The following is a 25,010-nucleotide window of genomic DNA, read 5'->3' on the forward strand; positions in this document are numbered from 1 at the left end:
GCGACTTTCGCCCGAGCCACCTTAGCCGAGTGTCCGATGCTGCAAAAAAGCCTGATCCGCCGTCTCGACCTGATCACCCTGCAACTGTTTGTCGCGGTCCACGAGGAGGGCACGCTCACCCGTGCTGCCGCGCGTGAGGCGATTGCGGTGTCGGCGGCGAGCAAGCGCTTGATGGAGCTGGAGGAGGCGCTGGGTATCAGCCTGTTCGTGCGCCAGGCCAAGGGCATGACGCTGACGCCGGCGGGTGAAACCTTACTGCACCATGCCCGGCAGATGTTGTTCAACGTCGAGAAAATGGGCCTGGAACTGGGGGAGCACAGCCACGGTGTGCGCGGTTATGTACGGATGCTCGCCAATCTGTCGGCGATCATTCAATTCCTGCCGGAAGACTTGCGGGATTTTTCCGAGCGTCATCCGCAGGTCAAGACCGATCTCGAGGAACGGCCCAGTGCCGGGGTGATCCAGGGTGTCCTGGACGGTGTGGCGGATCTCGGCATCTGCTCCGCTGACAGCGACATCAAGGGCCTGCACAGCGTGCTGTATCGCCAGGACAAACTGGTGGTGTTGATGCCGCCGCATCATCCATTGGCGAGCCGGTCGAGCCTGGCGTTTGCCGATACGCTGGACAGCGATTACGTCGGGTTGCACGCCGCCAGTTCCATCAACATGCGCACCCATGCGGCGGCGCGTGAGGCGGGCAGGGTGCTGCGGGTGCGGATCCATGTGCCGGGCTTCGACGCCATGTGCCGCATGGTCCAGGCCAACATGGGGATTGGCGTTCTCCCGCAGCGGGCTTATGAATTGTTCGGTCGGGCCCTTGGGCTGGCGGCCGTGCCATTGACCGATGAGTGGTCGGATCGCGCCTTGATCGTGGTGGTGCGTGATGAGGCACTGCTGTCGCCGGTGAGCCGGATGTTGTTTGAGCATTTGCGGGGGCAACTCTGAGTTGTTCATTGGCCGGGCCGGCGTCTTCGCGAGCAAGCCCGCTCCCACAGGGAAATGCATTCCAAATGTGGGAGCGGGCTTGCTCGCGAAGGCGGCCCTGAGGTCACGACAATCTCCCAAAGCATTCGCGTTTCGCGAACGCCCGTTGCCAACTGAAGGTTGGATTCCCAAGCTCCCTGTCCTCTAGCCTTGGCGCATATTCCAAGAACAAGAGGTACCCCGCGATGACTGCCCCCTTGAGTGCGATCAAAGTGATTGAGATCGGCACGCTGATCGCCGCGCCGTTCGCCGCGCGCATGCTCGCTGAGTTCGGCGCCGAAGTGATCAAGATCGAAGCCATGGGCCAGGGTGATCCCCTGCGTAAATGGCGCAAGCTGCACGAAGGCACCTCGCTGTGGTGGTACCTGCAATCGCGCAACAAGAAGTCCCTGGCGCTGAACCTCAAATCCGCCGAAGGCATTGAGCTGGTCAAGCAACTGGCAACCAGCGCCGACGTGCTGATCGAAAACCTGCGTCCCGGCGCCCTGGAAAAACTCGGCCTCGGTTGGGACGTGCTGCACGCCCTCAACCCCAACCTGACCCTGGTGCGGATTTCCGGTTACGGCCAGACCGGTCCGTACCGTGATCGTCCGGGTTTCGGTGCCATAGGCGAGGCCATGGGCGGCATCCGCTACACCACCGGCACCCCCGGTTCGCCACCGGCGCGGGTGGGCGTCAGCCTCGGCGATTCCCTGGCCTCGCTGCACGCCGTGATCGGCGCGTTGATGTCGCTGCTGCGGGTCAAGACCGGGCAGGGCGGTGGACAGATCGTCGATGTGTCGCTGGCCGAAAGCGTGTTCAACGTCATGGAAAGCCTGGTGCCGGAATACGACATGCTCGGCCATGTGCGTGAGCGCAGCGGCGGTGCCTTGCCGGGCATCGCACCCTCCAACACTTACCTCACGGCCGATGGTGCCTACGTGGTGATCGCCGGCAACAGCGACCCGATCTACAAGCGCCTGATGTTGACCATCGGCCGCCAGGACCTGGCCGAAGCCCCCGAATTCGCCCATAACGACGGCCGTGCGGCCAAGAGCAACCTGCTCGATGCGGCGATCACCCACTGGACCAGCAGCCTGCCGATCAACGACGTACTGGCAGCGCTGGAAGCCGCCGAAGTGCCGGCCGGACGTATCTATTCGGTGGCCGACATCGTCGCCGATCCGCATTATCAGGCGCGGGACATGCTGCTCAATGCCGAACTGCCGGGCGGCGCCACGGTGAAGATGCCGGGCATCGTGCCGAAATTGTCGGAGACCCCCGGTGGCGTCAACTGGTCGGGCCCGGGACTGGGCCAGCACACCGACGGCATCCTTGCTCAACTGGGCCTCACCGTGGCGGACATCGAACGCCTGAAAGTCGAAGGAGTGGTGCAATGATCACTGATTATTCCGAGCGCCTGATCGTCCAGGAAGTCTCCCCGCGCGACGGTTTGCAGATCGAGCCGACCTGGGTGGAAACCGTCGACAAGATCGCGCTCATCAATCAACTGTCGCTGGCCGGGTTCAGCCGTATCGAGGCCGGCTCGTTCGTGTCGCCCAAGGCCATACCGGCATTGCGCGACGGAGAGTTGGTGTTCAAGGGCATCAGCCGCCAACCGGGGGTGATCTATGTCGCGCTGATCCCCAATCTCAAGGGTGCGCAACGGGCACTGGCCTGTAGTGCCGATGAATTGAACCTGGTGATGTCCGCCAGCCAGACCCACAACCTGGCGAACATGCGCATGCGCTGCGAAGACTCGTTGGCGGCGTTTGGCGAGATCGTCCAGTTTGCGCAGGGCACGCCGGTTCGCCTGAACGCGAGCATCGCCACCACTTTTGGTTGCCCGTTCGAAGGCAAGATCGATGAGGACCGGGTGTTGCAAATCGTCGAGGCCTATCAGGAGCTCGGCATCCAGGGCATCACCCTGGCCGATACCACCGGCATGGCCAATCCGCGGCAGGTCGAGCGCCTGGTGCGGCGGGTGTTGCAGCGGGTATCACCAGCGGACCTGACCCTGCACTTCCACAACACCCGCGGCCTGGGCCTGTGCAACGTGCTGGCCGCCTACGAGGCCGGCGCCCGACGTTTCGACGCGGCGCTGGGTGGTCTTGGCGGCTGCCCGTTTGCGCCGGGTGCTTCGGGGAATATCTGTACTGAAGACCTGGTGAACCTGTGCGATGAAATCGGCATAACGACCGGCATCGACCTGCCGCTGTTGCTCAAGCTGTCCCGAGGATTGCCGGCGCTGCTCGGCCACGAAGTGCCGGGCCAGCTGGCCAAGGCCGGACGCAATTGCGACCTGCACCCCGTGCCCTCCTGACCACCGCGAACCTGTAGGAGCTGGCTTGCCAGCGATGAGGCCCGTCCAGTCAAAATCAATGTCGACTGACCCACCACATCGCCAGCAAGCCGGCTCCTACAGAAGAACATCGTCACCAACCAGACAACAAAAACAATCGGACACCCCAAGGGCAGTCCGCCTGGAGAACCGCAATGAGCCTCAATGCACTGGAGGCCGGGGCGAGCCCGGCCGTTAGCCACGATGAAGAAAAAGCCCTGGTCAGCAAGGTCGCCTGGCGCTTGATGCCGCTGATCATGGTCTGCTACCTGTTCGCGTTTTTCGACCGCATCAACATCAGCTTCGCCAAGTTTCAGTTGCAGGCCGACCTGAGCCTGAGCGACACCGCCTACGGCCTCGGCGCCGGGTTGTTCGTGGTCGGTTATGTGATTTTCGAAGTGCCGAGCAACATGATGCTGTACAAGGTCGGCGCCCGTCGCTGGATCGCCCGGATCATGATGTCCTGGGGCCTGGCCACCGCGCTCATGGTCTTCGTCAACAGCGAATGGCAGTTCTACACCCTGCGTTTCGTGATCGGCGCGATGGAGGCGGGTTTTGCCCCGGGCGTGTTGTATTACCTGACGCTGTGGTTCCCGCAGCACTATCGCGGGCGCATCACCTCGATGCTGTTCCTGTCCTCGGCCTTCGCCGGCCTGGTTGGCGCACCGTTCTCCGGATTGGTGCTGCAACACCTCGATGGCTTCCTGGACATGCGTGGCTGGCACTGGTTGTTCCTGCTCGGTGGCGTACCGTGCATCGGCCTCGGCCTGCTGGTGCTGACCTTGCTCAAGGACCGCATCGAAGACGCCCATTGGCTGACCCCGTCGGAGAAGACCCTGCTGGCCAGCCGCATCGCCCACCATGAACCGCACAAGAGTGGCGGCTCGCTGCTCGCCGCGCTGCGGATTCCGGGCTTCCTGACCCTCGGCCTGATCTACTTCCTGATCCAGGTGGCGTCCTACGGCCTGAACTTCTGGGCGCCGCAACTGATCCGCAGCGCGGGTACCGAGAGCCCGGTGATGATCGGCCTGCTGACGGCCATCCCGTACATCTGCGGCGCCATCAGCATGGTGGTGATCGGGCGCCTGTCCGATGCCTCTGGCGAGCGACGCAAGTTTGTCGCCGGTCTGGTCGCCGTCGGCGCAATTGGGTTCTTCTGTGCCGGTATCTTCGCCAACCACACGACCTTCCTGATCGTCGCCCTGGGCTTGCTCGGTGCCGGCATCATCGCCTCCATCCCGAGCTTCTGGACCCTGCCGCCGAAACTGCTGGCCGGTGCCGGCGCAGGTGCGGCGGGCGGGATCGCGGTGATCAACACCCTGGGGCAGTTCGGTGGCATCGTCAGCCCGGTCATGGTCGGACGGATCAAGGACCTGACCGGCAGCACCACACCGGCACTGTACGTCATCGGTGTCTGCGCGCTGATCGCCGTGGCGCTGTTGCTCTGGGGCCTGCCGCAGAAGCTGCGCACCCTCGACAAGTTTTAACGATTCGCAGGCTACGGCAGCACCCACAAGGACCACGCATCCTTGTAGCTGCCGCAGGCTGCGATCTTTTGATCCTCAAGACGTCGCAGTCATCGCTTTTCCAGCCGAATCACCAAACTGAATCAACACCACACCGCCGATCAACAACACCGCCCCCAACAGCTTGGGCAATGTCACCTGCCGCTCCACCAACCCAAACCACCCGAAGTGATCCAGCAGCAGCGACGCCACCACTTGCCCCGCCAGCGCCAACGCCATGAACCCTGAAGCGCCTAGCCTGGGCAGCAACACCAGCGCCAACGAAATAAAACACACCCCAAACGCCCCGCCAGCCCACATCCACATCGGCGCCCTGGCGATGAACGCCAGCGATGGCAACGGCAAGCGCATTGCCAGCATGATCGGCAGCAACACCAAAATGCTCACCACCAATGAAGCGAGGGTCGCCCACAACGGATGACCCAGGCCGCGCCCGAGATTGACATTGATCGCACTCTGAAACGGCACTACCGCACCGGCGAACGCGGCAAGCAGCAACAGGCCCGCCCAATGCAACGTACTCATGGTCATTCTCCAACAGGTTTTGCTGGACTCTAGAGTATTCGTCGCGCAGATTTAAATTCCGTTTTACTATCCAGAACATGCATCAGATGAATGATCTGCGCCGCATCGATCTCAACCTGCTGGTGATCCTCGACGCCTTGCTCAACGAGCAACATGTGACCCGTGCGGCCGAGCGCCTGCACCTGAGCCAGCCTGCCGTCAGCCATGCATTGGCGCGGCTGCGTGATCTGCTCGACGACCCGCTGCTGGTGCGCGCCGGCGCCAGCCTGGTGCCGACGCCAAGAGCGCTGGAGTTGACGGCGCCGCTGGCCGAGGCCCTGGCCCAGGTGCAGTCGCTGCTGGCTCCGAACACCTTCGATCCGGCCACGGCCAAACGAACCTTTCGCCTGGCGATGTCCGATTACGGCGCCGCCATCGTCCTGCCAGGGTTGATCCGTACGCTGCGTCGCGAAGCGCCTGGCATCGACCTGCAAATCAGTCATGGCAGCCGTGAAGGCATGCTCGATGGAGTCCTCAACGGCGATATCGATGTCGCCGCCGGGGTGTTTCCGGAAATTCCCAACGAGCTGCGCAGCACGGCGCTGTTCGAGGAACACTACGCCTGCCTGGTGGACCGCCACAGCCTCCCCGCTGACGCTGTCCTCGACCTGCCGAGCTACCTGGTGCGGCCCCATGTGCTGCTGGAAATGCGCGGCAGCGGCACCCCGGAAATCGAACGAGCCCTGACCACCTTGCGCGAGCGCCGTCGCGTCGCGATCAGCCTGCCGCACTGGAGCGTCGCGCCGCAATTCATCAGCGGCACCGACCTGATCCTCACCGTCGCTTCCCGGGGTTTGCGCGACATCGACGAGTCGTCGTTGATCGTCATCCCGCCACCGTTTCACATTCCGTCGTTCACCTTTGTCCTGGTGTGGCACAAGCGGCGAGGCGGGGATCAGGCCCTGAACTGGTTGAATGCACAAATCGAGCGCGCCGCAGGTGATATAGACTGGCGCCCATTCAGCAAAACAACTCATAAGGACTCCCCATGACCCCCTCACTGCTAATGGCCGTTCTCGCCTCGGGCTTCATTTATGGCATCACGCCAGGGCCGGGCGTATTGGCGGTGTTCGGTATCGGCGCGGCGCACGGGCGCCGGGCAGGAGCGGGGTTTCTCTGCGGGCATTTGTTGGGCGACGTGGTCTGGTGCAGCACCGCGCTGGTGGCGATCGTCGGTGCGCGGGAAATCGGCAGCACCGCGTTCGATGTGCTGGGCGTGCTTAGCGGGCTCTACCTGTTCTGGCTCGGCTGGCGTGCGGTGCGCGCGCGTCAACGGGGTGTCGAGGCGCCGCAGGGGCCGGCGCGGCGGCCGTTCTGGCACGGCATTCTGTTTGGCCTGACCAATCCGAAAGCCTACCCGGTGGCTGTGGCCACTTTCACGGCGCTATTGTCCAGCCGGGCAGAGTTGCTGACCTGGTCGATGTTGCCGTGGCTGATCGTGTTGAGCTTCGTCGGCGGCCTGATGGCCTACGCTATCCTCATCGGCATCGTCGGTGCGCGCCAGGTACGCACCTTGTATCAACGCCATGAGTTGGCTATCACCCGCTTGTGCGGGGTAATGTTCATCGGTTTTGCCATCAACGCCTTGGCGCATGCACTGCCTGGGCTGGTGACGAACAAGGCTTGACGCTGGACGTAGGGACGCGTCAGTTGCACTGCGACTCGTCTGAAAATTTCGCCACCGTTCGTCGAGACGATTCCAGGTTTTCTAAACCTTTTGATGCGCGCAAATTCAGATTCTATGCGGGCTACAGCTCGCCGAGATCATCATCAAGAGGTAGAGAATCATGCCTAACTCAAGAAACTCGAACTCGGGAAACTTCGCCAATGATCGAACGAAGGCGTCTGAAGCCGGTCGCAAAGGTGGGAAAACCACTACCACGACCGTCGATAAAGAGCCTACGAAACCGATGGGCCGCAAGCCTGGACAGAAGTCCAAGTAATCGATGCAGGTGGTTTTGATCGAGAAGCGGGAGCGAAAGCTCCCGTTTGAATTTTTACCGAGGAGGGCGCGACCATGAACCGCATGGCCACCCGATTACGCAATGGCGGCCTGGCCGCATTACTGGGCCTGTGTGCCACCAGCGCCTTCGCCCAGAGCCCCACCGAATTCATCAACGATGCGTCGGCCCAGGGCATTGCCGACATCGAAGCCAGTCGCCTGGCGCACCAGAAGTCCGAGTCCAAGGAGGTCAAGGACTACACCATCGTGGTGATCAACGATCGCACCACCGCCAACCAGCATCTGGCGAAAATCGCCAAGCAACTGGATCTGCCGGTGGCACCGCGCGAAGAGGTGGTGGAAAAAGCCAAGGCCCTGATGCCGCCAGTCTCGGAAGGTGTGTCCTTCGATGAGGCTTACGCGGCCAGTCAGGTCAAGACCACCGAGCAAGCCATCGAGCAGCTCGAGCAAACGGCGCAGACCACCGACGTGCCGCAGATCAAGGCGTTCGCTGAAGAGACCCTGCCAAAGCTGCAAAATCACCTGCAGATGGCCAGGGCCCTGCAAGCCAGTCGCTGACCCTTCGCATGCGCGGGTGACCTTGGGTCACCCGCGTAACATTTATCAGCATTTATTCAGATCCTGTTTACCTTTCTCCTGGACCACGGTGCCGTCGATGGAAATGGTCTGGCCTTCGCCGAGGCTGCGGTAGTGTTTTCTCAAGGCTTCCAGCTCCTTGAGGTCCAGCGCCTCGAGCCCGAGCATCGCGTTCTGCGCCTCTTTCGTTACCCGCAGCAACTCATCGACCTTCAGATGCAGGATGTCCGTGTCGCGGTTCTGGGTGTTCTGGATCAGGAACACCATCAGGAAGGTGATGATGGTGGTCGAGGTGTTGATGACCAGCTGCCAGGTATCGTTGAAACCGAAAATCGGCCCACTTAACCCCCACACTAAAATCAGGATAATCGCCCCGAGGAACGTCGTGGGGCTGCCGGTCCAGAGAGCCAGTTTCTGGGCGATTTTTGCGAATTTCATGGCCGTTTTCCTTATTGGGGATGCACCTGAAATTCAGACATCGGTGGCGAGATGAAAATTCGGCTTTTTACCCGCTCCAATGGAAAATCCCGTAGGCGTCCTCATAACCGACCAATCTCCGCGGCCGCAACCAATCCACTGTAGGAGCTGGCTTGCCAGCGAAGGCGGCGGAAAGACTACCGCAATGTTCAAGGTGCAATAGAGCACCACCCACCAGTCGATGTATCGTAGCGAACCCGTTGTCAGCCAAGCCCCAGACAACGCACCAACAGGAGAACGCAATGAGTTGGTCCGCCAAACAATACGTCGCTTTTGAAGATGAACGCACCCGTCCCGCTCGCGACCTGCTGGCCGCCATCCCCGCTGGATCAGTGCGCTCGGCCATCGACATCGGTTGCGGTCCCGGTAACTCGACCGAGTTGCTGGTGGAACGCTTCCCCGACGCCACGGTGCGCGGGCTGGACAGTTCAACCGACATGATCGAGGCCGCACGCAAGCGCCTGCCCCAAGTGCAGTTCGACATCGCGGACATCGACATCTGGAATGACACCGGCCCATTCGACGTGATTTTCGCCAACGCCGTGCTGCAGTGGGTACCCGATCACGCCACATTGCTGCCTGCGCTGGTGAGCAAACTCACCCCCGGTGGCAGCCTGGCGATCCAGATGCCGGACAACCTCAATCAACCCTCGCACCGCTTGATGCGCGAAGTCGCGGCACAAGGCCCGTGGGCCGAAAAACTGGCGAGCGTCGCCGCACAACGGACCGAAATGGCCGATGCCAGCGCGTATTACTCAATGCTCAAAGCCTCTTGCACCCGCGTCGATGTATGGCGCACCACGTACCATCATCCGCTGGCGGGCGGCGCGTCGGGTGTGGTGGAGTGGTTCAAGGGCAGCGGCTTGCGGCCGTTCCTCGAACCATTGGATGAGACGCAACGGGTGCAGTATCTGCAGCAGTATCAGACTGCAATCGAGCAGGCCTATCCGGCATTGGCCGATGGTTCGGTATTGCTGCCGTTCCCGCGTTTGTTTCTGGTGGCGACGCGCTGAGGTGAAAAAGGCAGAGATGACGATCGTGTCATCTCTGCCTTTTCCTTGCGCGCCTGGCACCGAGGTATTCAAAAATAAACGAAGCAAAGCCGAACAACCCGATCATTGAAATGACCATGATCCCCAACTCTGAACTGTCCATGCTGACCTCTAGGCGAACGGTGAGCAGGGAGAATAAGGGATCTGTTGTCTGGCGAAACGCAGCTATACAGCATCTTTACTGGCGTGCGCGGATCCATACGCAACCTATACAAGTGCTTGCGACAAACACTCAGCGCTGAACGTGCTCGCTGTCCCGACGGCAAAACCAGCCATAACCGCACTCGAGATCCACCACCTTCAAGCCATGCATCAGCGGCAACATCGACTGCAGCGCCGGCCATTCCGGTGCGGCATCGAGGCCGCCAATCGAGCGGGCCATCTGGCTGTAGCCGTGGAAAAATCCGGGATCGTCGTAGATGTTTTGAGTCATGGTAGTGGTGCTCTGCTGAGATGGTTTGGGTATCGCAAACCCTGTGGGAGCGAGCCTGCTCGCGATGACGGTCGCACAGTCACATCCGTGTTGCCTGCCAGACCACCATCGTGAGCAAAGTGTTACGTCAGGACGGTTCGGCGTCCATGCGCCGAGCAATTACGTCCAGCACATCGCAGCCATCGCGCAAAGGAATGCAACACAACAATGCGAAGTCGCTGAAGATGACCGAGTCGGTGCTGATTTCACCTCGCATCGCGAGGTTTTCGAGAACCTGCGTCACGGCACCGATTCGGTAACGGGCACTGCTGAGCAGCGAGTGCAGCGGTTGAGTGGTGTTGACGTAAAACGAGGGGAGGTCGTCGGCGTTGCTGGTTAGAGCCATATATTCGTTCATGAGTGATTACCTTGAAGTTAGGTGAACTACCACTCATCGTCGCCAAACAAAGGGTGGTAGCTGTACGCGGGTTGGCGAACCGGACAAGGCACAAACCGGCAGACCCGAAGATCTCCCACGCACAGCCACCAAAAAACAGGTAGCCAAGTGCGTTCAGAAACGCTCCGAGCTAGCCGGAGATTTCTGTGCCTTGCCATCGAGTCGCCAAACCCGATACGCCATTTGGGGCGCGCTCGGACTATAGATCTCATGACAATGGCACAGCAATGCGCGAGTGTACGGACATTTCCCAGACTATTGTAGGACGTTGCTTTTTTTAGAAATGGTGTCGCCTGAGATCCAACATTCATTAAATTCCGGCCACAAAAAACCGGCCACTCGGGCCGGTTGATAGATCGCTGCAGTAAGCTTATCAGCTCTGCTGCAATACCTTGAGTGCTGCCGAAGCCAGAAAGCCCGAACGGCTTTTCTCTTCCGGATGGTGCAGCACGTATTCATCGATACGGTTTAGCAGGTACCCAGGCAGTGTGATGTTCAGCTTCTGGGCCTTGCCCAAATATTTGGTAACGTCGATGTCCACCAGAGCCCACGCACATCCCGCGTACTTTGGGTTGGCTGCGTGCAGTGTCACTTTATTTGCGGGGGGAATGGCTGAACCCCCTTCGGCCAAGATCTCGAAATGGCCTTCTATGGCTTCTCGGGCCATCGCCATCGCATCATCCAGATCTTCCCCGGCGGAAAAGCAGCCCGGGATGTCAGGGACTTCAACGCCCCAGGCGTGCTCCTCATCTCCCATTGAAATCGCAATCGGGTAAAGCATTGTCATTGTCCTCCGAGGACTCGGCACAGCGTCTGTCAGAGCAGCGCCTGCTGCAAAATACTGATGGCCGTTTTCTTGAGAAGATCTTTCTTCGGGTGAGGGACTGTCACCAGCCCCGGTTTGGTCGGATGCTTGAAGTGATGATGGCTGCCTCTGATTCGTACCAGATACCAGCCGTCCGCAACGAGTTGGCTTATCAAAAATCGGCTATTCACATCACCTCCCTGTGGTGTGCTTGTGGTTACTATACCTACTGGTTGTTTTTAATCAACACTATAACCACCAAGTCGTCCTGGCTCGGTGGGACAGCGATAGGAATCGAGTCTAGAAGGCCGCTGCGGACATGGCTTTGGGCAAGCCTGAAAGGAGAGGGTTGGGTGTATTGCGAGGTTTTGCGTGCAGGAGCCAACAAGCCGGCACCTATAGATCCAGTGCTTGTGGAAAGGCTAATGCCTGATGAGATTCGAGAGCAAATCCACGTCTTAGCTTGAGCGTCTGATTGTCCTGGCTGCGGAATTAGTTTCATCTATGAATTGCAGTTGCGAAAGCTCACTCATCCGGGCTGTGGGAAGCTCGGGTTGATTCAAGAGGTTCTCCTGGTCTCTCGCAAACCGTGTGTTTTGCGATAGACGTCCAGTTTGAGGTGGTGCACCGCGTGCAGTCGAATGTATGGGGGCAATGGGAGTCAGGGCTATCGGTGGACTATATGGTGGCGGTGGATCAAGGTTCAAGGTGGAGAACGATGGCGGCAAACCCGGCAATGACAAAGTTGAATATCGAGGCGGACGATCCAGGACCCTAGCCACCGTCTGAAACCATTGAGTGCTTCTTGCCGTTGCTTCTCTTGCCGCTCTGAAAGCCAGCGTTATGGTGGCTGCCCCTGCTGTAACACTCGCACCCGCCAGAACGGGTGCTATTACCGAGGCAGGGTTTGCAATTGCCGCGGCACTGAGCAGCAAGCCTGACGCTCCCGTACCCAGAGCCAAAATTCCTTGCCCTCGAAAACGACCACTTGTAGACAGGGAAAGCGCCATTCCTCCTGTCGAGGATGCCGCGCCTGCAACGCCTGAAAGAATATTCACAACAGCCGGTATAGCGAAGCGCCCTGTGGGATCTCGATGATTTACTGGATCTGCGACGCAATAGGTGTACGCGTTTAATCCACCGGCGGCGAATGGGCTCAATTTGTCAGGAGAGTGGAACCGCATCAGCACCGGGTTGTAGGCTCGATGACCGTTCCCCAATAAATACCAATGAGTCTGTGCTTCCTTAAACTCACCATTGAAACCAAGACGGGTACAACGGTGATCGCCTGATCGGTACCCATAGGCAGTGTATGCCAATGGATTCACCTCGCCTTGACTCACCTGCGCCACAACGGATTGGTTCTGATGGGTCGCAAGTAGAATCGTTTTTGGTTCGTTTTTCTCGATTCGAGTGGGCGTGACCATAAGGGGCTTCTGGATACTGAAAGGACGATACTGTTGTTTTACAGATTATGGTCCCGCGTCGGTACTAGCAGAACTGATAGTACCTTGGCCTAGCTCCAGTCTACATTTAGCGAGAGCGGCGAGGATCTTGAAACAGGGAAAAGTAGGGAAAAGGAGGGAAAAGGGGACAGGGGACAAAGGGGACAGGGGACGGATTTATTTCTCTTCACTGCTTCCCATCTCGCGATCTTCAAACGCCGAACGCACAGCCTCCACAACTCGTTCCGCCATGCGCTCATCCTCAAGCTGCGGATACCCTTTCTTCAGCTTGCCCGAAACCACCCAACCATTCTCCTTGATGGAGCGGATGATGCGATTCGCATCCTGGTCGGGCATCTCCAGCACCTCTTTCAACTGCTCCTGTGCTCGCTGAAAGATCAACAGTACGCGCGCTTCATCCGCCATTTCCGTGCGAATCGTATGCTCGACAACATGTGCGGTGTACAGGACATGTTCAGTCAGGTCCGGGTACCGCCAGGCAAAACAGCCATCTTCATATTCATCGAAGATGAAGTTGCTGAGGGTCCCGTCCTCGTAGGTCACCAGTTCGCCGAAGCGATAGGCCGTCGCGTAACGGCGCATGAAAGGTCGCGAGAACACTTCGAGTGTACGGTCGTAGCCGGCCCGGAAGTCAATCGAGCTGGTGATGGTGGCTGATATCGGCAGAATGACGCCGTCGGGCACTGCCTTGTCTCGAATCAAGGTGTCGTTGATCAGGAAACGGTGGATCCGACCATTGCCATCGCGCATGGGATGGATATAGACGAAGCCAAATGCCAACACAGCGGCACGCGCCAGCGATTCCGCACCACGTGTTGCAATCTCAAATTCGTTGAGGCCCGCCAGTAGTGAGTCAAGGTCCCTGGAGTGGGGCGCAATGTAGTGCACGATGTCCTCGCGCATCGTGGCTTGCCCCACAAATACAGGAGAGCGCCGCAAACCCAGGCCGATGGCGTCATGTCCCAGAATGCCGGCTTGCAGGGACTGCAGGCTGTTGTTGCTCAACGGGTTTTCGATATGACCGCAGTATTGGGCAATGACATGGGCAAACCGTTGGATGCGATCAGCCTGGTCGGCTTCCTTTTCGATCAGAAAACTAGCGCGCGATTCCTTGAACGTCAGCCAACTGGCCGTACGCATCAGGATGTCAGCGCCAAAGGTCTGATCCAACTCGGCCAATGCTTCGCGCAAATCAAATTGCAGAGCGTCCTGCACGGGCGCTGTTCGACGAACCAAGGGACAGAACTGAGCCGTTCCCGGCAGATTGTTATTGATTCGCCAACGCCGAATTCGTAACGACTGGCGACGAGTCAGGTATTTTTTTGGCGAAAGTGCATCAACGTAGGCACCATTGGTCACGTCCGGCACATCCAGGTGTTCACCTGTCAGCCATTCATAAAGGAATCCTGTGCGACGGGCGTACTGGCCGAAAGGCTCTCGTCGACACCAGTCTTCGACAGGCTGCGGCCCTACGACCGCAAACAGGCGGGCAAAAAATTCGAGATGAATGTCTTCGTACTTGAGGCCGAATTCGAAATGTCCTGCAAAGTCGTCTGCGGGTCGGTAGCTTGGCGGATACCGGTTCTCCACATGCCCGTCGCTTTCGCGTCTGACCCGTGTGCTGCCGATCGTGGACTCGACGCGCAGAGGCTGCGCCAATGCGATGTCGTAGCGGTTCGCGAGGGTGTTAAAACCGACTTGCATTGACGAGATCCTTTACTGAGGAAAGAAAAACGCTAACAGAACGTCGATCCTATGCGAAAACGCTAATTTATGCAGGTGTGAAAAGGCTAATGTTTGATGAAAAATGATACTAAAACCGGGTTCTGAGAAAAAAACGCTAACGAGTCCAGATTAGTCACTACAGCGGTGGGGTTACATGCTTATCGAAAGTGGAAATGAAACGCTGAATTTCACCAAATATTAGACACAAAAAAACCGGCCATCTAAGCCGGTTTTTTCTTTACCTGCATCCCCCGTCAAAAAACAACGTGAGACAAGAATTCGGTTGGAGCGGGTGAAGGGAATCGAACCCTCGTTATCAGCTTGGGAAGCTGGAGTAATGCCATTATACGACACCCGCTCAGAGCGGAGACTTTGTACCAGATGTGCGCGTGGAAATGAAGTTTTTCTTTGCGTTTGATGGCTTTAGCGCGGGTGAAGCACATGCACGGACCCTGTGACGGTCGTTCGCGGGCAAGCCTCGCGCCTACGGATTACGTAAGGGCAGCGGGGCTTGCTCGCGATGACGCTGTTTCAGAGGGACAATGCATGGTGGTCCTGAACGTAGTGGTAACGCGGTCGGCTATCGTGCTGTGCCGGCTTCAGGAACCCCAGTAATGCGTTGCGGCTGTCTCGGCAGGCGGCTTTGTGTTCCATGTCGAGAAAGTGGCCGGTAGCGCCCAGGGTCGTGAAGGTGGCGTCTTGCACGTGGTCGGCGAACAACCGGGCGCCATCGGCGGCGGTGTATTCGTCCCATTCGCCGTTCATGAACAGCACCGGTACGTTGATTTTCTGCGCCGCCTTGAAGAAGCACTGGCGGTCGCTGTGCAGCAGGTCGCTGATGTGGAAGTGCATCTGCCCGTATTCGTGATCGGCCAGGCTGCTGACGTGGCGGTAGTTGAAGCGCTTGAACAGTGTCGGCAGGTGTTTGCCGATGGTGCTGTTGACCAGGTTGCCGACCCGCTCACCGTCACGGCTGCCCAGGTAATCCACGCCGCGCTCGAGGTAGTCGAGCATGTGCGCATTGATCTCCGGGGAGAACGAGCTGATCACGGCTTTTTCGATGCGCCGAGGCTGTTGGGCCAGGGCGACCAGGGTCGCGGCGCCACCCCAGGAAAACGACAGCACGTGTTCGGCGGCGAAGTGGTCGATCAGCTCCAGGAGGATCTGCCCTTCGACTTCCTTGGTCAGCAATTTCTCGTGCAGGTTGTGGGCTTTGGACCGGCCCGCGTAGGGCTGGTCGTAGCAGACCACATTGAACTGCGGGTGGAGATTCTTCACGGTTTGAGCAAACGACGCAGTCGTGGCCATCGAGCCGTTGACCAGGATAATGGTCTTTTCTGCGGCGTCTGCGCGATAGAACTCCGTGTAAACCCGATACTGACCCTGTATATCCAACACAGCGATTTCTGGCCTCATGTCATAAGACTCCTGGCAAGCGGGTATGCGCGCAAAAGAGATTGCACGAGCTTTGTGACAGGTAGGCATACGCCCTGGAAATTGTTAGCCCATGTCGATCCAATGCAGTCCGGTCGACGGGTATTGTTATTGGCGGGCAGTTTGCCGGGTGAGGCCGGAACCCAAGGGTCCCTACCGGCAAAAAGTTTCTTAGATACAGCTTGTGACTCATCGGTCACATTTCGGCCGACGTCCTGATTCAAGCAGGGGTCACGTCATCGCGCAAGTGCCTTTGGCAAATTGTTCGACAACTTCTGCTCAGCGGTAGGCTGCTTAGATCAATTCGATCTCATCAACGCTCAGCGGGCGGTATTCACCCGGTTTCAACGCGTTGTCGAGCACCAGTGGGCCCATGGATTCGCGATGCAGGCGCAGCACCTTGTTGTCGAAGTGACCGAACATGCGCTTGACCTGGTGGTAGCGGCCTTCGACGATGCTCAGGCGTGCGCATTTCGGCCCCAGCAGCTCCAGCCCGGCAGGTTGGGTGGTGAGGTCTTCGAAGGCGAAGTACAGCCCCTCGCGAAAGGTGATCGCGTATTCGGGGCCGATGTCCTGCTCGGTTTCAACGTAGTAGACCTTCGCCAGTTTGGTCTGCGGCTGGGTCAGGCGTCGCGACCAACTGCCGTCGTTGGTGATGAGCATCAGCCCGGTGGTGTTGAAATCCAGGCGTCCGGCGATGTGCAGGTCATCTTTATCCGGCTCCGTGATCAGGTCCAGTACGGTGGGGTGCTGCGGGTCGCGGGTGGCGCTGACGCAGCCGGCGGGTTTGTTGAGCATGAAGTGGCGCGGCGGCTTGCCGGCTTGCAGCACTTCGTTGTCGACTTCGACGCGGCTGAATTCGCGCACGTCAGTGTGGGGATCGCTGACGGTCTTGCCGTCGATCCGGACGCGTTTTTCCACCAGCAACAGGCGCACCTGCTTGCGGTTGAAGCAGGGCAGGTTGCTGAGAAAACGGTCGACGCGCATGACGTGAGGATCAGTGAAGAAAGGGGGCGCGCATCTTACTTGATCGACGGCGGCGTTGCTTGCAACTGCGAGTCAACCTTGGCGCAACGCGGACACAGGCAGGCTGTGTTGCGCAGTTCGGCGGGCAGCGCCTGGAGCACCGCCGGGTCGATGCTGACGCCGTAGCACCAGCAGGCCCGGTCAGCGGTTCGCGGGTCGGCCAGGGTGCAGTCGTTGGCTGCGCCGCAGGCGGGGCAGAGGTCAGGCTTTTTCATAGGCAGGTTGAGGCAGTTCCACGCAGATTCGGTTGCGGCCCGATTGTTTGGCCCGGTACATCGCATGATCGGCCCGGGACAGCAGGGTGTGCAAGGTGTCATCGGGCTGCAGGGTGGTCAGGCCGATGCTGACGGTCAGTTGCAGGCGGTGGCCATTGTACGCATAGGGCTGTCGCTCCACATGCTGGCGTATTTTCTCGGCGATCACCTGTCCGCCGTCACCGTCGGTGTCCTTGAGCAGCACGATGAATTCTTCACCGCCCCAACGACAGACGATGTCGGAGTGGCGCAGGCAGCTTTCCAGGTCCCGGGCGAAGCCGATCAGCACCTGATCGCCGGCCAGGTGGCCGTAGGTGTCGTTCAAGGCCTTGAAGTGGTCCAGGTCCAGCAGCAGCGCCGTCAGCGGCCTGGGTTCACGCTGGGCTTCTTGCATCGCTTGCGCGGCCAGCAGGTCGAAGCCGCGGCGGTTGGGCAGTTCCGTCAGGCTGTCGAGCGTGGCCTGGGTCTGGATCTGTCCCTGGTAGCGCTTGATCACGCGGTTGAGCAGGGCCAGCACGATCAGTGTGACGATCAGGCAAATCAGCAGGTTGAGGTACAGCGAGCGGCGGATGTCGCTGAGGTCGCCGTCTTCGCGCTTGTCGACGAACAGGTACCAGTTCAGCTCCGGGATGAAGCGCACGTTGAGGAAATGGCCCTGGCCCTGGCCGGAGTATTCGTAGCTGCCGCTGTGGGGCTTGGGCAGCTGGCTGAGCAGGTTTTTCATGCTGTCGAGCTCGGCCAGGGTCTGCCCGGCCAGGGCTCCTTGTGGCCCGCCCTCGGCCCCGGTGAGCACCAGGCGACCGAAGGTGTCGACGAAGTAGACGCTGCGCTGGTAGCGCTGCTGGTATTTGTCGATCAGCTTGATCACCGCATCCACCGTCAGCCCGACACCCGCGGCGCCGATGAAGCGGTTGTGGTAGTCGTAGACCTTGTAGTTGATGAAGACGGTCAGGTTGTCCTTGTTGGCGAGGTCTGGATCGACGTTGATCTCGTAGGGATCCTTCATGTCACGGACACGGAAGTACCAGGCATCCCGGGGTTCGGTGACCCTGACCTGCTTGAGCACACCCTTGGCGTGGTAGTAGGTGAGGCTCGCGTCGGAGACGAAAAACGCCGTGTAGGCACCGTAGTGGGTCATGACCTCGTCGAGGTAGCGGGTCATCTGCCCGGTGTCGCGTTCGCCATTGACCACCCAGTCGCGCATGAAGGTGTCGCGGGACATCATCGAGGAAATCAGGATGGGCCGGACCAGGTCTTTCTGGATTTCCGAGTAGACGGTGTCCGATGTCAGCGGCAGCTCGGTGTTGACGATGTTGTCGCGGATCGACGCTCGCGAGGCGTAGTAACTGAGAAAGGAAGTGGCCAGGAAGCCTGCGCCCAGCAACGCGACCAACGTGAGGACCAACGACCGTTGGGAATACAGCGGCGAACGAAGTGGCATGGCAGTTCCATTGTCAGCAATCCGATGGCAAGCATTCTAAGGGCTGGCGCGGGAAATAACTGCTCCATGTGCGTCGCGAATGGTCGTTCCCATGCATGACGCAAACAATCCCTGTAGGAGCTGCCGCAGGCTGCGATCAAAAACAAAGTCAAAAGATCGCAGCCTGCGGCAGCTCCTACAGGGGGCGGGGTCAGGCTAGAGTTTTGAGGTAGGCGCGCCATCCGCCCAGATGGCTGATGTCCACCGCGCCCTCCAACCCATAGGCCTCACAGATGAATCCGCTTTCCCAGCGACCATCCGCCAGCTGCACCTTGCCCAGCCCCAACGGTGCCGGGATGCCGGTGAGGAACGAGCCCAGTTCGCTGCTTGGCAATTCCCAGACTTCCACGGCAATCGCCACGCCGCCGTGCTTGACCCGAACCATGCCCGGACGCAACGGCGGGCCACCGGCCAACGCATGCAGCTGATAATCGGCCGAGCTGAACGTGGTTTCCACCAGGCGCGCGCCGCGCTGTTTCAGCTGCCAGTTCAACGCCAGGCCATCCAGGTGCGCGCCACAGACCACCAGCCGCGCGCGGTCATGGCGCGCAACGGCGGTCGGTGCCGGGGCCGCCAGTCCTTGCTGGCGCTGCAATCCATCGGCCAGGCTCAACAGGTACTGATCGGTGAACGCCCGCCCGAACAGGGTCACGCCCCAGGGCAAGCCGTTGTCCATGAACGCGCTGGGCACCGCGACGGCGGCGTAGTCGAGCAGGTTCATGAAGTTGGTGTAGTAGCCCAGTTCGGAGTTGCGCTGTACCGGTTCGGCGTCGAGTTCTGCCAGGGTGACCGGGCGGCCAATGGACGGCGTGACCACGCAATCGAGACCTTGCAGGGCTTTGTCGCACAAGGCTTTCAGCGCTTGCAGCCGGTATTGGGCGCGGAAGGTCTGCACGCCCGTGACGGCCGGGGCCTTGGCCAGTACGGCGCGAATGACAGGCAGTACGGCCTCGGGATTGTGTTCCATCAATTCGCCGGCCACGCTGTAGCGTTCGGCCACCCAAGGGCCTTCGTAGAGCAAACGCGCCGCTTCGAGAAAGGGCGACAGGTCCAATTCCACCGCTTCGCCACCCAGGGCCTTGAGTCGATCGATCGCATCGGAAAATAGCTGCGGGCCTTGAGCGCAGCCAAAAAATTCCAGGTCTTGCGCACGGGGCACACCGAAACGGAACCCACGCACTGCGCCGAACGCCGAGCCGTCATTCCACAGCGGATTAGCGCGGCTGTACTTGTCCCGTGGATCGAGTTTGGCGGTCAATGCGAGCAACTGACTCGCTTCCCGGGCGGTCGCGGTAAAGGTCGTCACGCAATCGAGCGTGCGACAGGCCGGCACCACGCCCGCGGTGGAAATCAGGCCCTTGGTGGCTTTCATCCCCACCAGATTGTTCAACGCCGCCGGCACGCGCCCGGAGCCCGCGGTGTCGGTGCCCAGGGCAAAACTCGCCACACCGAGCGCCACCGCCAGGGAAGAACCGGCGCTGGAACCGCCCGACGGGTATTCCGGCAACACGCTATTGGGGCACGCGCCATAGGGCGAGCGCGTGCCGTTGAGGCCGGTGGCGAATTGATCGAGGTTGGTCTTGCCCAGCGGCACGGCGCCCAGGGCCAGCAGTTGCTCGACGATGGTCGCCGAACGTTGCGGCACGTAGGCAAATGCCGGGCAGGCCGCCGTGGTCGGGATGCCCGCCAGGTCGATGTTGTCCTTGATCGCGAACGGCACGCCGTACAAAGGCAGGCTGTCGATGTCGCGGCCGTCGAGGGCGGCGAGGTAGGGTTCCAGTTCTTCGGCGCTGAGCAGATGGATGAACAGGTGATAGTCCGGGTTCAGTGCCGCTGCTTTATCGCGCAGGCTTGATAGCAGTTGACGAGGCGTGGTGCTGCCGTCGCGGTAGGCGTTGCGCAGGGCGTCGAGTTGCAGATTGATGTTCATGCTATTCGTCCTTTCGAAAGGGGTTCAGTCGAGTTCCAGCACCACGACGCGTTGTCCGGCACGCACTGCCGAACCCGGCTGCACGCGAATCTCGCGCACCACGCCGGCCATCGGCGCGAGCAGCGGGATTTCCATCTTCATCGACTCCAGGATCACCAGCACGTCACCGGCCTCGACGCGGCTGCCGGCCTGCACCTGGACTTGCCAGAGGTTGCCGGCGATGTGGCTGTCGACGCTCTGTTGACCGTTGGCCAGAGGGGCGTCTTCGCTCGCCTCTGGAACCAGCTCTTCGCTGTCGAAATGCGCCTGGCCGCTGGCGATCCAGCGCTCTCGTTCGGCGTTGAAGGCGCCTTGTTGTTGATCGCGAAAGGCCGCGATGGTCTCGGCTTCTTGCGCCAGAAACGCCTGGTAATCCGCCAGGTTCAGCTGACTGTGCTCGATGTTCAGATCGAAACGCCCGAGGGGGAAATTCCGGCGGATGCGCAGCAGTTCATCGGCGCTGACCGGGTAGAAACGGATCTGGTCGAAGAAGCGCAGCAGCCAGGGCTTACCATCGAACGCGGCGACTTCGCGATAGCGATTCCACATCTGCAAAGTGCGTCCAACAAACTGATAACCGCCGGGGCCTTCCATGCCGTACACGCACATGTAGGCGCCACCGATGCCCACCGAATTTTCCGCGGTCCAGGTGCGCGCCGGGTTGTACTTGGTGGTCACCAGGCGATGGCGCGGGTCGAGCGGAGTGGCGACCGGTGCGCCGAGGTAGACGTCACCCAGGCCCATCACCAGGTAGCTGGCGTCGAACACCGTGCGTTGCACTTCATCGAGGTTCGGCAGGTCGTTGATGCGGCGGATGAACTCCAGGTTGCTCGGGCACCAGGGGGCGTCCTTGCGCACGGTGGTCATGTATTTTTCGATCGCCAACTGGCAGGCCGGGTCGTCCCAGGACAGCGGCAGGTGGACGATGCGCGAGGGCACCTGCAGGTCCTTGGCCGCGCACACGGCGTCCCATTCGCCGGCGACGATGCCGAGCAGGTCGGCGAGCGGAAGTTGCTCGGGTTGGTAGTGCACTTGCAGCGAGCGGATGCCCGGGGTCAGGTCGATTACACCGTGCAGGTGTTTGCTTTCCAGGGCTTGCATGAGGGCGTGGGCGCGAAAGCGCAGGACGAGGTCGAGTTCGGGGGCGCCGATTTCGAGAAGAAGATGAGTATCCCCCGACAGCCTCGCGACCAGTCGCGTATCCCCCTGGCCCAAATCCAGCACCACAGGCGACACAACCCCTTGTAGGAGCTGGCTTGCCAGCGAAGAAGTTGATGCGGTGTCTGTTAGGGCCTCTTCGCTGGCAAGCCAGCTCCTACAGGTTTCCCATTTGCAGGCGAGGGTGCGGGCGGTCTTGAGATCGACTGGGTGGAACTGCACCTTGTCCCCAGCCTTGAGCTGGCCCAGCTGCCAAAGATCCGCTTCGATCACCGTCACCGGGCACACGAAACCGCCCAGGCTTGGGCCGTCCGGCCCCAGGATCACCGGCATGTCACCGGTGAAATCCACAGCGCCGATGGCGTACGGATTGTCGTGGATATTCGAAGGGTGCAAACCGGCTTCACCACCGTCGGCACGCACCCACTCAGGCTTCGGCCCGATCAGGCGCACGCCGGTGCGGCTGGAGTTGAAGTGTACTTCCCACTGCGTGGCGAAGAAGGTGCCGATGTAGTTTTCGGTGAAGTATTCCGGTGCGCCGTGTGGGCCGTAGATCACGCGGATTTGCCGTACGGCGGGCAACTCTGCGATTTCAGGCAGTTGCGCACCGACGCTACGGTCGTTCAACGCCGGCAGATGCAACACATCACCCGCCCGTAAGGCACGACCGCCATGCCCACCAAACTGACCGAGGGTAAAGGTGCTTTTGCTCCCCAGATAATCCGGAACCTGCAAGCCACCGCGTACGCACAGATAGCTGCGCGCGCCAGCACCGGCGATCGTGCCGAGGCTCAAAGACGCACCGGACGGAACCAGTAGCGCGGTGTTCATCGGCACGGCTTCACCGTTCAGCGTCAACGGAATCATCGCACCGGTTACCGCCACCACCGCATCACAATTGAACCGCAGCAACGGCCCGCTCATGGTGATTTCCAGCGCTGCGGCGCCTTCGTCATTGCCCAGCAGGAGGTTGCCCAGGCGCAACGCACGGCTGTCCATCGGCCCCGATGGCGGCACGCCGACCGCCCAGTAGCCGAGGCGGCCGGGATAGTCCTGGACGCTGGTCTGGGTGCCGGCGCTGAGCACTTCGAAGGTGTTGGCCCGGTACTCCAGGCCTTCCAGGCAACGGGTCCACGGCTGGCCGCTGGCGAAGGGCGCATCGAGCAGAATCTGCCTCAGGTAGTCACGGTTGGTTTCCACCCCGTACAGCAGGCTGTCACCCAAGGCTTGATGCAGATCGGCAGCCGCTTGTTCGCGGGTCGATGCCCAGCTGATGACCTTGGCGATCATCGGATCGAAGTAGGGCGGGATCTCGCAACCGGCCTCGACCCAGGTGTCGATGCGCAGCTGTTTGCCGTCGGCGACGGGAAAATCAACGGCGGTCAGCAAGCCCGGACTCGGTTGAAAATCCCGTCCCGGATCCTCGGCATAAAGTCGGGCCTGAATCGCATGGCCGTCAGCTTTCAAACCTCGGCTCAACTCGCTCAACGGCGGCAGATCACCCGCGGCCAGTTGCACCATCCAGCGCACCAGGTCGACGCCCCAGACTTGCTCGGTGACGCCATGCTCCACCTGCAACCGGGTGTTCACTTCCAGGAAGTAGAAACGCTGGGCATCGCTGTCGAAGACGAACTCGACGGTGCCGGCGCTGCGGTAGTTCACCGCCTTGGCCAGCTTGATCGCCGCCGCGCACAGTTCATCGGCCATGCCCTCGGGCAGGTTCGGCGCCGGGGTTTCCTCGAGGACTTTCTGGTTGCGCCGCTGCACCGAACAGTCGCGCACGCCGAGGGCTATCACCTCTCCACGGCCGTCGCCAAATACCTGCACTTCCAGGTGCCGGGCGCGCTGGATGTACTTCTCGATGAACACGCCGGCGTCGCTGAAATTGTTCTGCCCGAGGCGCTTGACCGCCTCGAAGGATTCGCTCAATTCGGCCGCGCTGCGGCACACGCGCATGCCGATGCCGCCACCGCCGGCGGTGCTTTTGAGCATGACCGGGTAGCCGACTTGTTCGCCTGCGATCAAGGCGGCATCGAGGCTGTCGAGCAACTCGGTGCCTTCGAGCATCGGTACGCCGTGTTGTTTGGCCAGGGCGCGGGCGGTGTGCTTGAGGCCGAACACCCGCAGCTGTTCTGGCGTCGGGCCGATGAAGGCGATGTTGGCGGTTTCGCAGGCTTCGGCGAATGCGGCGTTTTCCGAGAGAAAGCCGTAGCCGGGGTGGATTGCGGTGGCGCCCGAGGCTTTGGCGATGGCGAGGATTTTTTCCACCGCGAGGTAGGTGCCAGCGGCCGCGCCTTCACCGAGGCAATGGGCCTCATCGGCTTGCAGGATGTGCAGGCTCGCGGCATCGGCTTCGGAATACACGGCAACACCTGCCACCTGCAGTTCGCGCAAGGTGCGCAGGATGCGGCAGGCGATGGCGCCACGGTTGGCAATCAGGACTTTTTCGAACATGGCATAACCCCTGGAGGGGATGCGGGCCGTCCCGCAGTTTTTCGATGAGCGCCAGGGTCGTCCCCGACGGGAAAATCAACTTTCTTCAAACACCACCGCCCCCTGTAGGAGCTGGCTTGCCAGCGAAGGCGGAGTGTCAGTCACACCATTGTTGAATGTGCTGGCCCATTCGCTGGCGAGCCAGCTCCTACAAGGCACTGGCTTGAGCGGGCCTGGCACAGGGCAAACAACCAGCGGCGCAATTTCGGGAATTTCAGTTCCATACCAGCAGCTCCGCAGGGGTCGGGTTGTAGGCGTTGCACGGGTTGTTCAGTTGCGGGCAGTTGGAGATCAGCACGATCACGTCCATCTCGGCCCGCAGGTCGACGTATTTGCCCGGTGCGGAAATCCCGTCTTCGAAGGTCAGCCCGCCGTCAGCCGTGACCGGTACGTTCATGAAGAAATTGATGTTCGGCCCGATGTCGCCTTTGCCCAGGCGCCCGTCATGCACGCAGGCGCGCAGGTAGTTGTCGCGGCAGCTGTGCATGTGGCGTTTTTCCAGGGCGTAGCGCACGGTGTTGCTCTCCTGCGCGCAGGCGCCGCCGAGGGTGTCGTGACGGCCGCAGGTGTCGGCGACGATGGTCAGCATCGGTTTGCCGAGGTTGGAATACAGCACGCTGCCGGTGGTGAGGTACACGCTGTTCTGGCGGCGCAGGGTGCGCTGCACGTCGTAGCGTTCCTTGGGATTGGCGACGCTGTAGAACAGGGTGTCGACCGCCTGGTTGCCTTCCAGGTCGAGGATGCGCAGGGTCTGGCCGGCCTTGACCTCCATCAGCCAGGGTTCGCCGGCGGGGATGGTGGCGCGGTAGACCGCGGTTTCGGGTTGCCTGCTCGTAGTAACGTCAGCGGTAGCGATAGCGAGTGACATG

The 25,010-nt window shown here is 60.6% G+C and carries 23 protein-coding genes, 1 tRNA gene and 1 pseudogene; 9 read left to right on the forward strand and 16 right to left on the reverse strand.

What is annotated here, in order from left to right; all coding sequences use genetic code 11:
• The first annotated feature begins 36 nt into the window (after positions 1-36).
• The 4 genes from NPS56_RS03495 to NPS56_RS03510 all read left to right on the forward strand — a co-directional run bounded on the left by NPS56_RS03495 (position 37) and on the right by NPS56_RS03510 (position 4,791).
• Complete coding sequence (locus tag NPS56_RS03495; RefSeq protein ID WP_274073481.1) at positions 37-945, forward strand: LysR family transcriptional regulator; 909 nt, start codon at positions 37-39, stop codon at positions 943-945.
• A gap of 224 nt (positions 946-1,169) precedes the next feature.
• Positions 1,170-2,363, forward strand: coding sequence for a CaiB/BaiF CoA transferase family protein (locus tag NPS56_RS03500; protein ID WP_274073482.1), 1,194 nt, complete (start codon positions 1,170-1,172; stop codon positions 2,361-2,363).
• Complete coding sequence (locus NPS56_RS03505) at positions 2,360-3,286, forward strand: hydroxymethylglutaryl-CoA lyase (protein WP_274073483.1); 927 nt, start codon at positions 2,360-2,362, stop codon at positions 3,284-3,286. The genes NPS56_RS03500 and NPS56_RS03505 overlap by 4 nt, the downstream gene beginning before the upstream one ends.
• Positions 3,287-3,459: 173 nt before the next feature.
• On the forward strand, positions 3,460-4,791 hold the full coding sequence (locus tag NPS56_RS03510; protein ID WP_274073484.1) for an MFS transporter: 1,332 nt from the start codon (positions 3,460-3,462) through the stop codon (positions 4,789-4,791).
• 75 nt (positions 4,792-4,866) lie between these two features.
• Here NPS56_RS03510 and NPS56_RS03515 read toward each other — a convergent pair whose 3' ends face one another.
• Positions 4,867-5,355 (reverse strand): DMT family transporter, encoded by a 489-nt coding sequence (locus tag NPS56_RS03515; RefSeq protein ID WP_274073485.1) that lies wholly within the window; start codon positions 5,353-5,355, stop codon positions 4,867-4,869.
• 77 nt (positions 5,356-5,432) lie between these two features.
• Between NPS56_RS03515 and NPS56_RS03520 the strand changes: the two genes are divergently transcribed.
• From NPS56_RS03520 to NPS56_RS03535, 4 genes are all read left to right on the forward strand, one after another.
• Positions 5,433-6,386: a LysR substrate-binding domain-containing protein gene (locus NPS56_RS03520; protein WP_274073486.1), complete on the forward strand. Its 954-nt coding sequence runs from the start codon at positions 5,433-5,435 to the stop codon at positions 6,384-6,386.
• Complete coding sequence (locus tag NPS56_RS03525) at positions 6,383-7,021, forward strand: LysE family translocator (protein ID WP_274073487.1); 639 nt, start codon at positions 6,383-6,385, stop codon at positions 7,019-7,021. The genes NPS56_RS03520 and NPS56_RS03525 overlap by 4 nt, the downstream gene beginning before the upstream one ends.
• Positions 7,022-7,181: 160 nt before the next feature.
• A complete protein-coding gene (locus tag NPS56_RS03530; protein WP_077184220.1) occupies positions 7,182-7,337 on the forward strand; it encodes a KGG domain-containing protein in 156 nt (51 codons plus the stop codon).
• 74 nt (positions 7,338-7,411) lie between these two features.
• Positions 7,412-7,915 (forward strand): DUF4142 domain-containing protein, encoded by a 504-nt coding sequence (locus tag NPS56_RS03535; RefSeq protein ID WP_274073488.1) that lies wholly within the window; start codon positions 7,412-7,414, stop codon positions 7,913-7,915.
• 45 nt (positions 7,916-7,960) lie between these two features.
• Here the strand turns inward: NPS56_RS03535 and NPS56_RS03540 are convergent, their stop codons facing one another.
• The gene (locus NPS56_RS03540; RefSeq protein WP_274073489.1) at positions 7,961-8,371 is read right to left on the reverse strand and encodes a low affinity iron permease family protein; all 411 of its coding nucleotides are present in this window, start codon (positions 8,369-8,371) and stop codon (positions 7,961-7,963) included.
• Between the two features lie 281 nt (positions 8,372-8,652).
• Here NPS56_RS03540 and tam point away from each other — a divergent pair, with 281 nt between their 5' ends.
• Entirely contained in the window at positions 8,653-9,423 is a 771-nt protein-coding gene (gene tam, locus NPS56_RS03545; RefSeq protein ID WP_274073490.1) for a trans-aconitate 2-methyltransferase, read from the forward strand.
• Between the two features lie 286 nt (positions 9,424-9,709).
• On the opposite strand, the pseudogene NPS56_RS03550 reads toward tam, so the two are convergent.
• The 14 genes and pseudogenes from NPS56_RS03550 to NPS56_RS03610 form a co-directional block, all read right to left on the reverse strand.
• Positions 9,710-9,895 (reverse strand): annotated as a pseudogene (locus NPS56_RS03550) (SAM-dependent methyltransferase); the annotation flags it as partial.
• 127 nt (positions 9,896-10,022) lie between these two features.
• On the reverse strand, positions 10,023-10,292 hold the full coding sequence (locus tag NPS56_RS03555) for a short-chain dehydrogenase (protein WP_274073491.1): 270 nt from the start codon (positions 10,290-10,292) through the stop codon (positions 10,023-10,025).
• 412 nt (positions 10,293-10,704) lie between these two features.
• The gene (locus tag NPS56_RS03560; RefSeq protein WP_274073492.1) at positions 10,705-11,112 is read right to left on the reverse strand and encodes a type II toxin-antitoxin system HicB family antitoxin; all 408 of its coding nucleotides are present in this window, start codon (positions 11,110-11,112) and stop codon (positions 10,705-10,707) included.
• Between the two features lie 35 nt (positions 11,113-11,147).
• Positions 11,148-11,327: a type II toxin-antitoxin system HicA family toxin gene (locus NPS56_RS03565; protein WP_077184214.1), complete on the reverse strand. Its 180-nt coding sequence runs from the start codon at positions 11,325-11,327 to the stop codon at positions 11,148-11,150.
• Positions 11,328-11,594: 267 nt separating this feature from the next.
• Entirely contained in the window at positions 11,595-12,563 is a 969-nt protein-coding gene (locus tag NPS56_RS31280; protein WP_425313619.1) for an RHS repeat-associated core domain-containing protein, read from the reverse strand.
• A 195-nt stretch (positions 12,564-12,758) separates the two neighbouring features.
• Entirely contained in the window at positions 12,759-14,306 is a 1,548-nt protein-coding gene (locus NPS56_RS03570) for a Fic family protein (RefSeq protein WP_274073493.1), read from the reverse strand.
• Between the two features lie 305 nt (positions 14,307-14,611).
• Positions 14,612-14,685: transfer RNA gene (locus NPS56_RS03575), tRNA-Gly, on the reverse strand.
• Positions 14,686-14,858: 173 nt separating this feature from the next.
• The gene (locus NPS56_RS03580) at positions 14,859-15,743 is read right to left on the reverse strand and encodes an alpha/beta fold hydrolase (RefSeq protein ID WP_274073494.1); all 885 of its coding nucleotides are present in this window, start codon (positions 15,741-15,743) and stop codon (positions 14,859-14,861) included.
• A 312-nt stretch (positions 15,744-16,055) separates the two neighbouring features.
• Positions 16,056-16,748 carry a pseudouridine synthase gene (locus NPS56_RS03585; RefSeq protein ID WP_274073495.1) on the reverse strand — a complete coding sequence of 231 codons (693 nt, stop codon included), beginning with the start codon at positions 16,746-16,748 and terminating at the stop codon, positions 16,056-16,058.
• A 35-nt stretch (positions 16,749-16,783) separates the two neighbouring features.
• Positions 16,784-17,002, reverse strand: a complete 219-nt coding sequence (locus tag NPS56_RS03590) for a cysteine-rich CWC family protein (protein WP_274073496.1) — start codon at positions 17,000-17,002, stop codon at positions 16,784-16,786.
• The gene (locus tag NPS56_RS03595) at positions 16,989-18,482 is read right to left on the reverse strand and encodes a sensor domain-containing diguanylate cyclase (protein ID WP_274073497.1); all 1,494 of its coding nucleotides are present in this window, start codon (positions 18,480-18,482) and stop codon (positions 16,989-16,991) included. The genes NPS56_RS03590 and NPS56_RS03595 overlap by 14 nt, the downstream gene beginning before the upstream one ends.
• Positions 18,483-18,672: 190 nt before the next feature.
• Positions 18,673-20,451, reverse strand: coding sequence for an allophanate hydrolase (gene atzF, locus NPS56_RS03600; RefSeq protein WP_274073498.1), 1,779 nt, complete (start codon positions 20,449-20,451; stop codon positions 18,673-18,675).
• 24 nt (positions 20,452-20,475) lie between these two features.
• Positions 20,476-24,102, reverse strand: coding sequence for an urea carboxylase (gene uca, locus NPS56_RS03605; RefSeq protein WP_274073499.1), 3,627 nt, complete (start codon positions 24,100-24,102; stop codon positions 20,476-20,478).
• 253 nt (positions 24,103-24,355) lie between these two features.
• Positions 24,356-25,009 (reverse strand): urea amidolyase associated protein UAAP2, encoded by a 654-nt coding sequence (locus tag NPS56_RS03610; protein ID WP_274073500.1) that lies wholly within the window; start codon positions 25,007-25,009, stop codon positions 24,356-24,358.
• Position 25,010 lies beyond the last annotated feature (1 nt).

This window comes from Pseudomonas putida, from assembly GCF_028682635.1.
Classification (GTDB): domain Bacteria; phylum Pseudomonadota; class Gammaproteobacteria; order Pseudomonadales; family Pseudomonadaceae; genus Aquipseudomonas; species Aquipseudomonas putida_AE.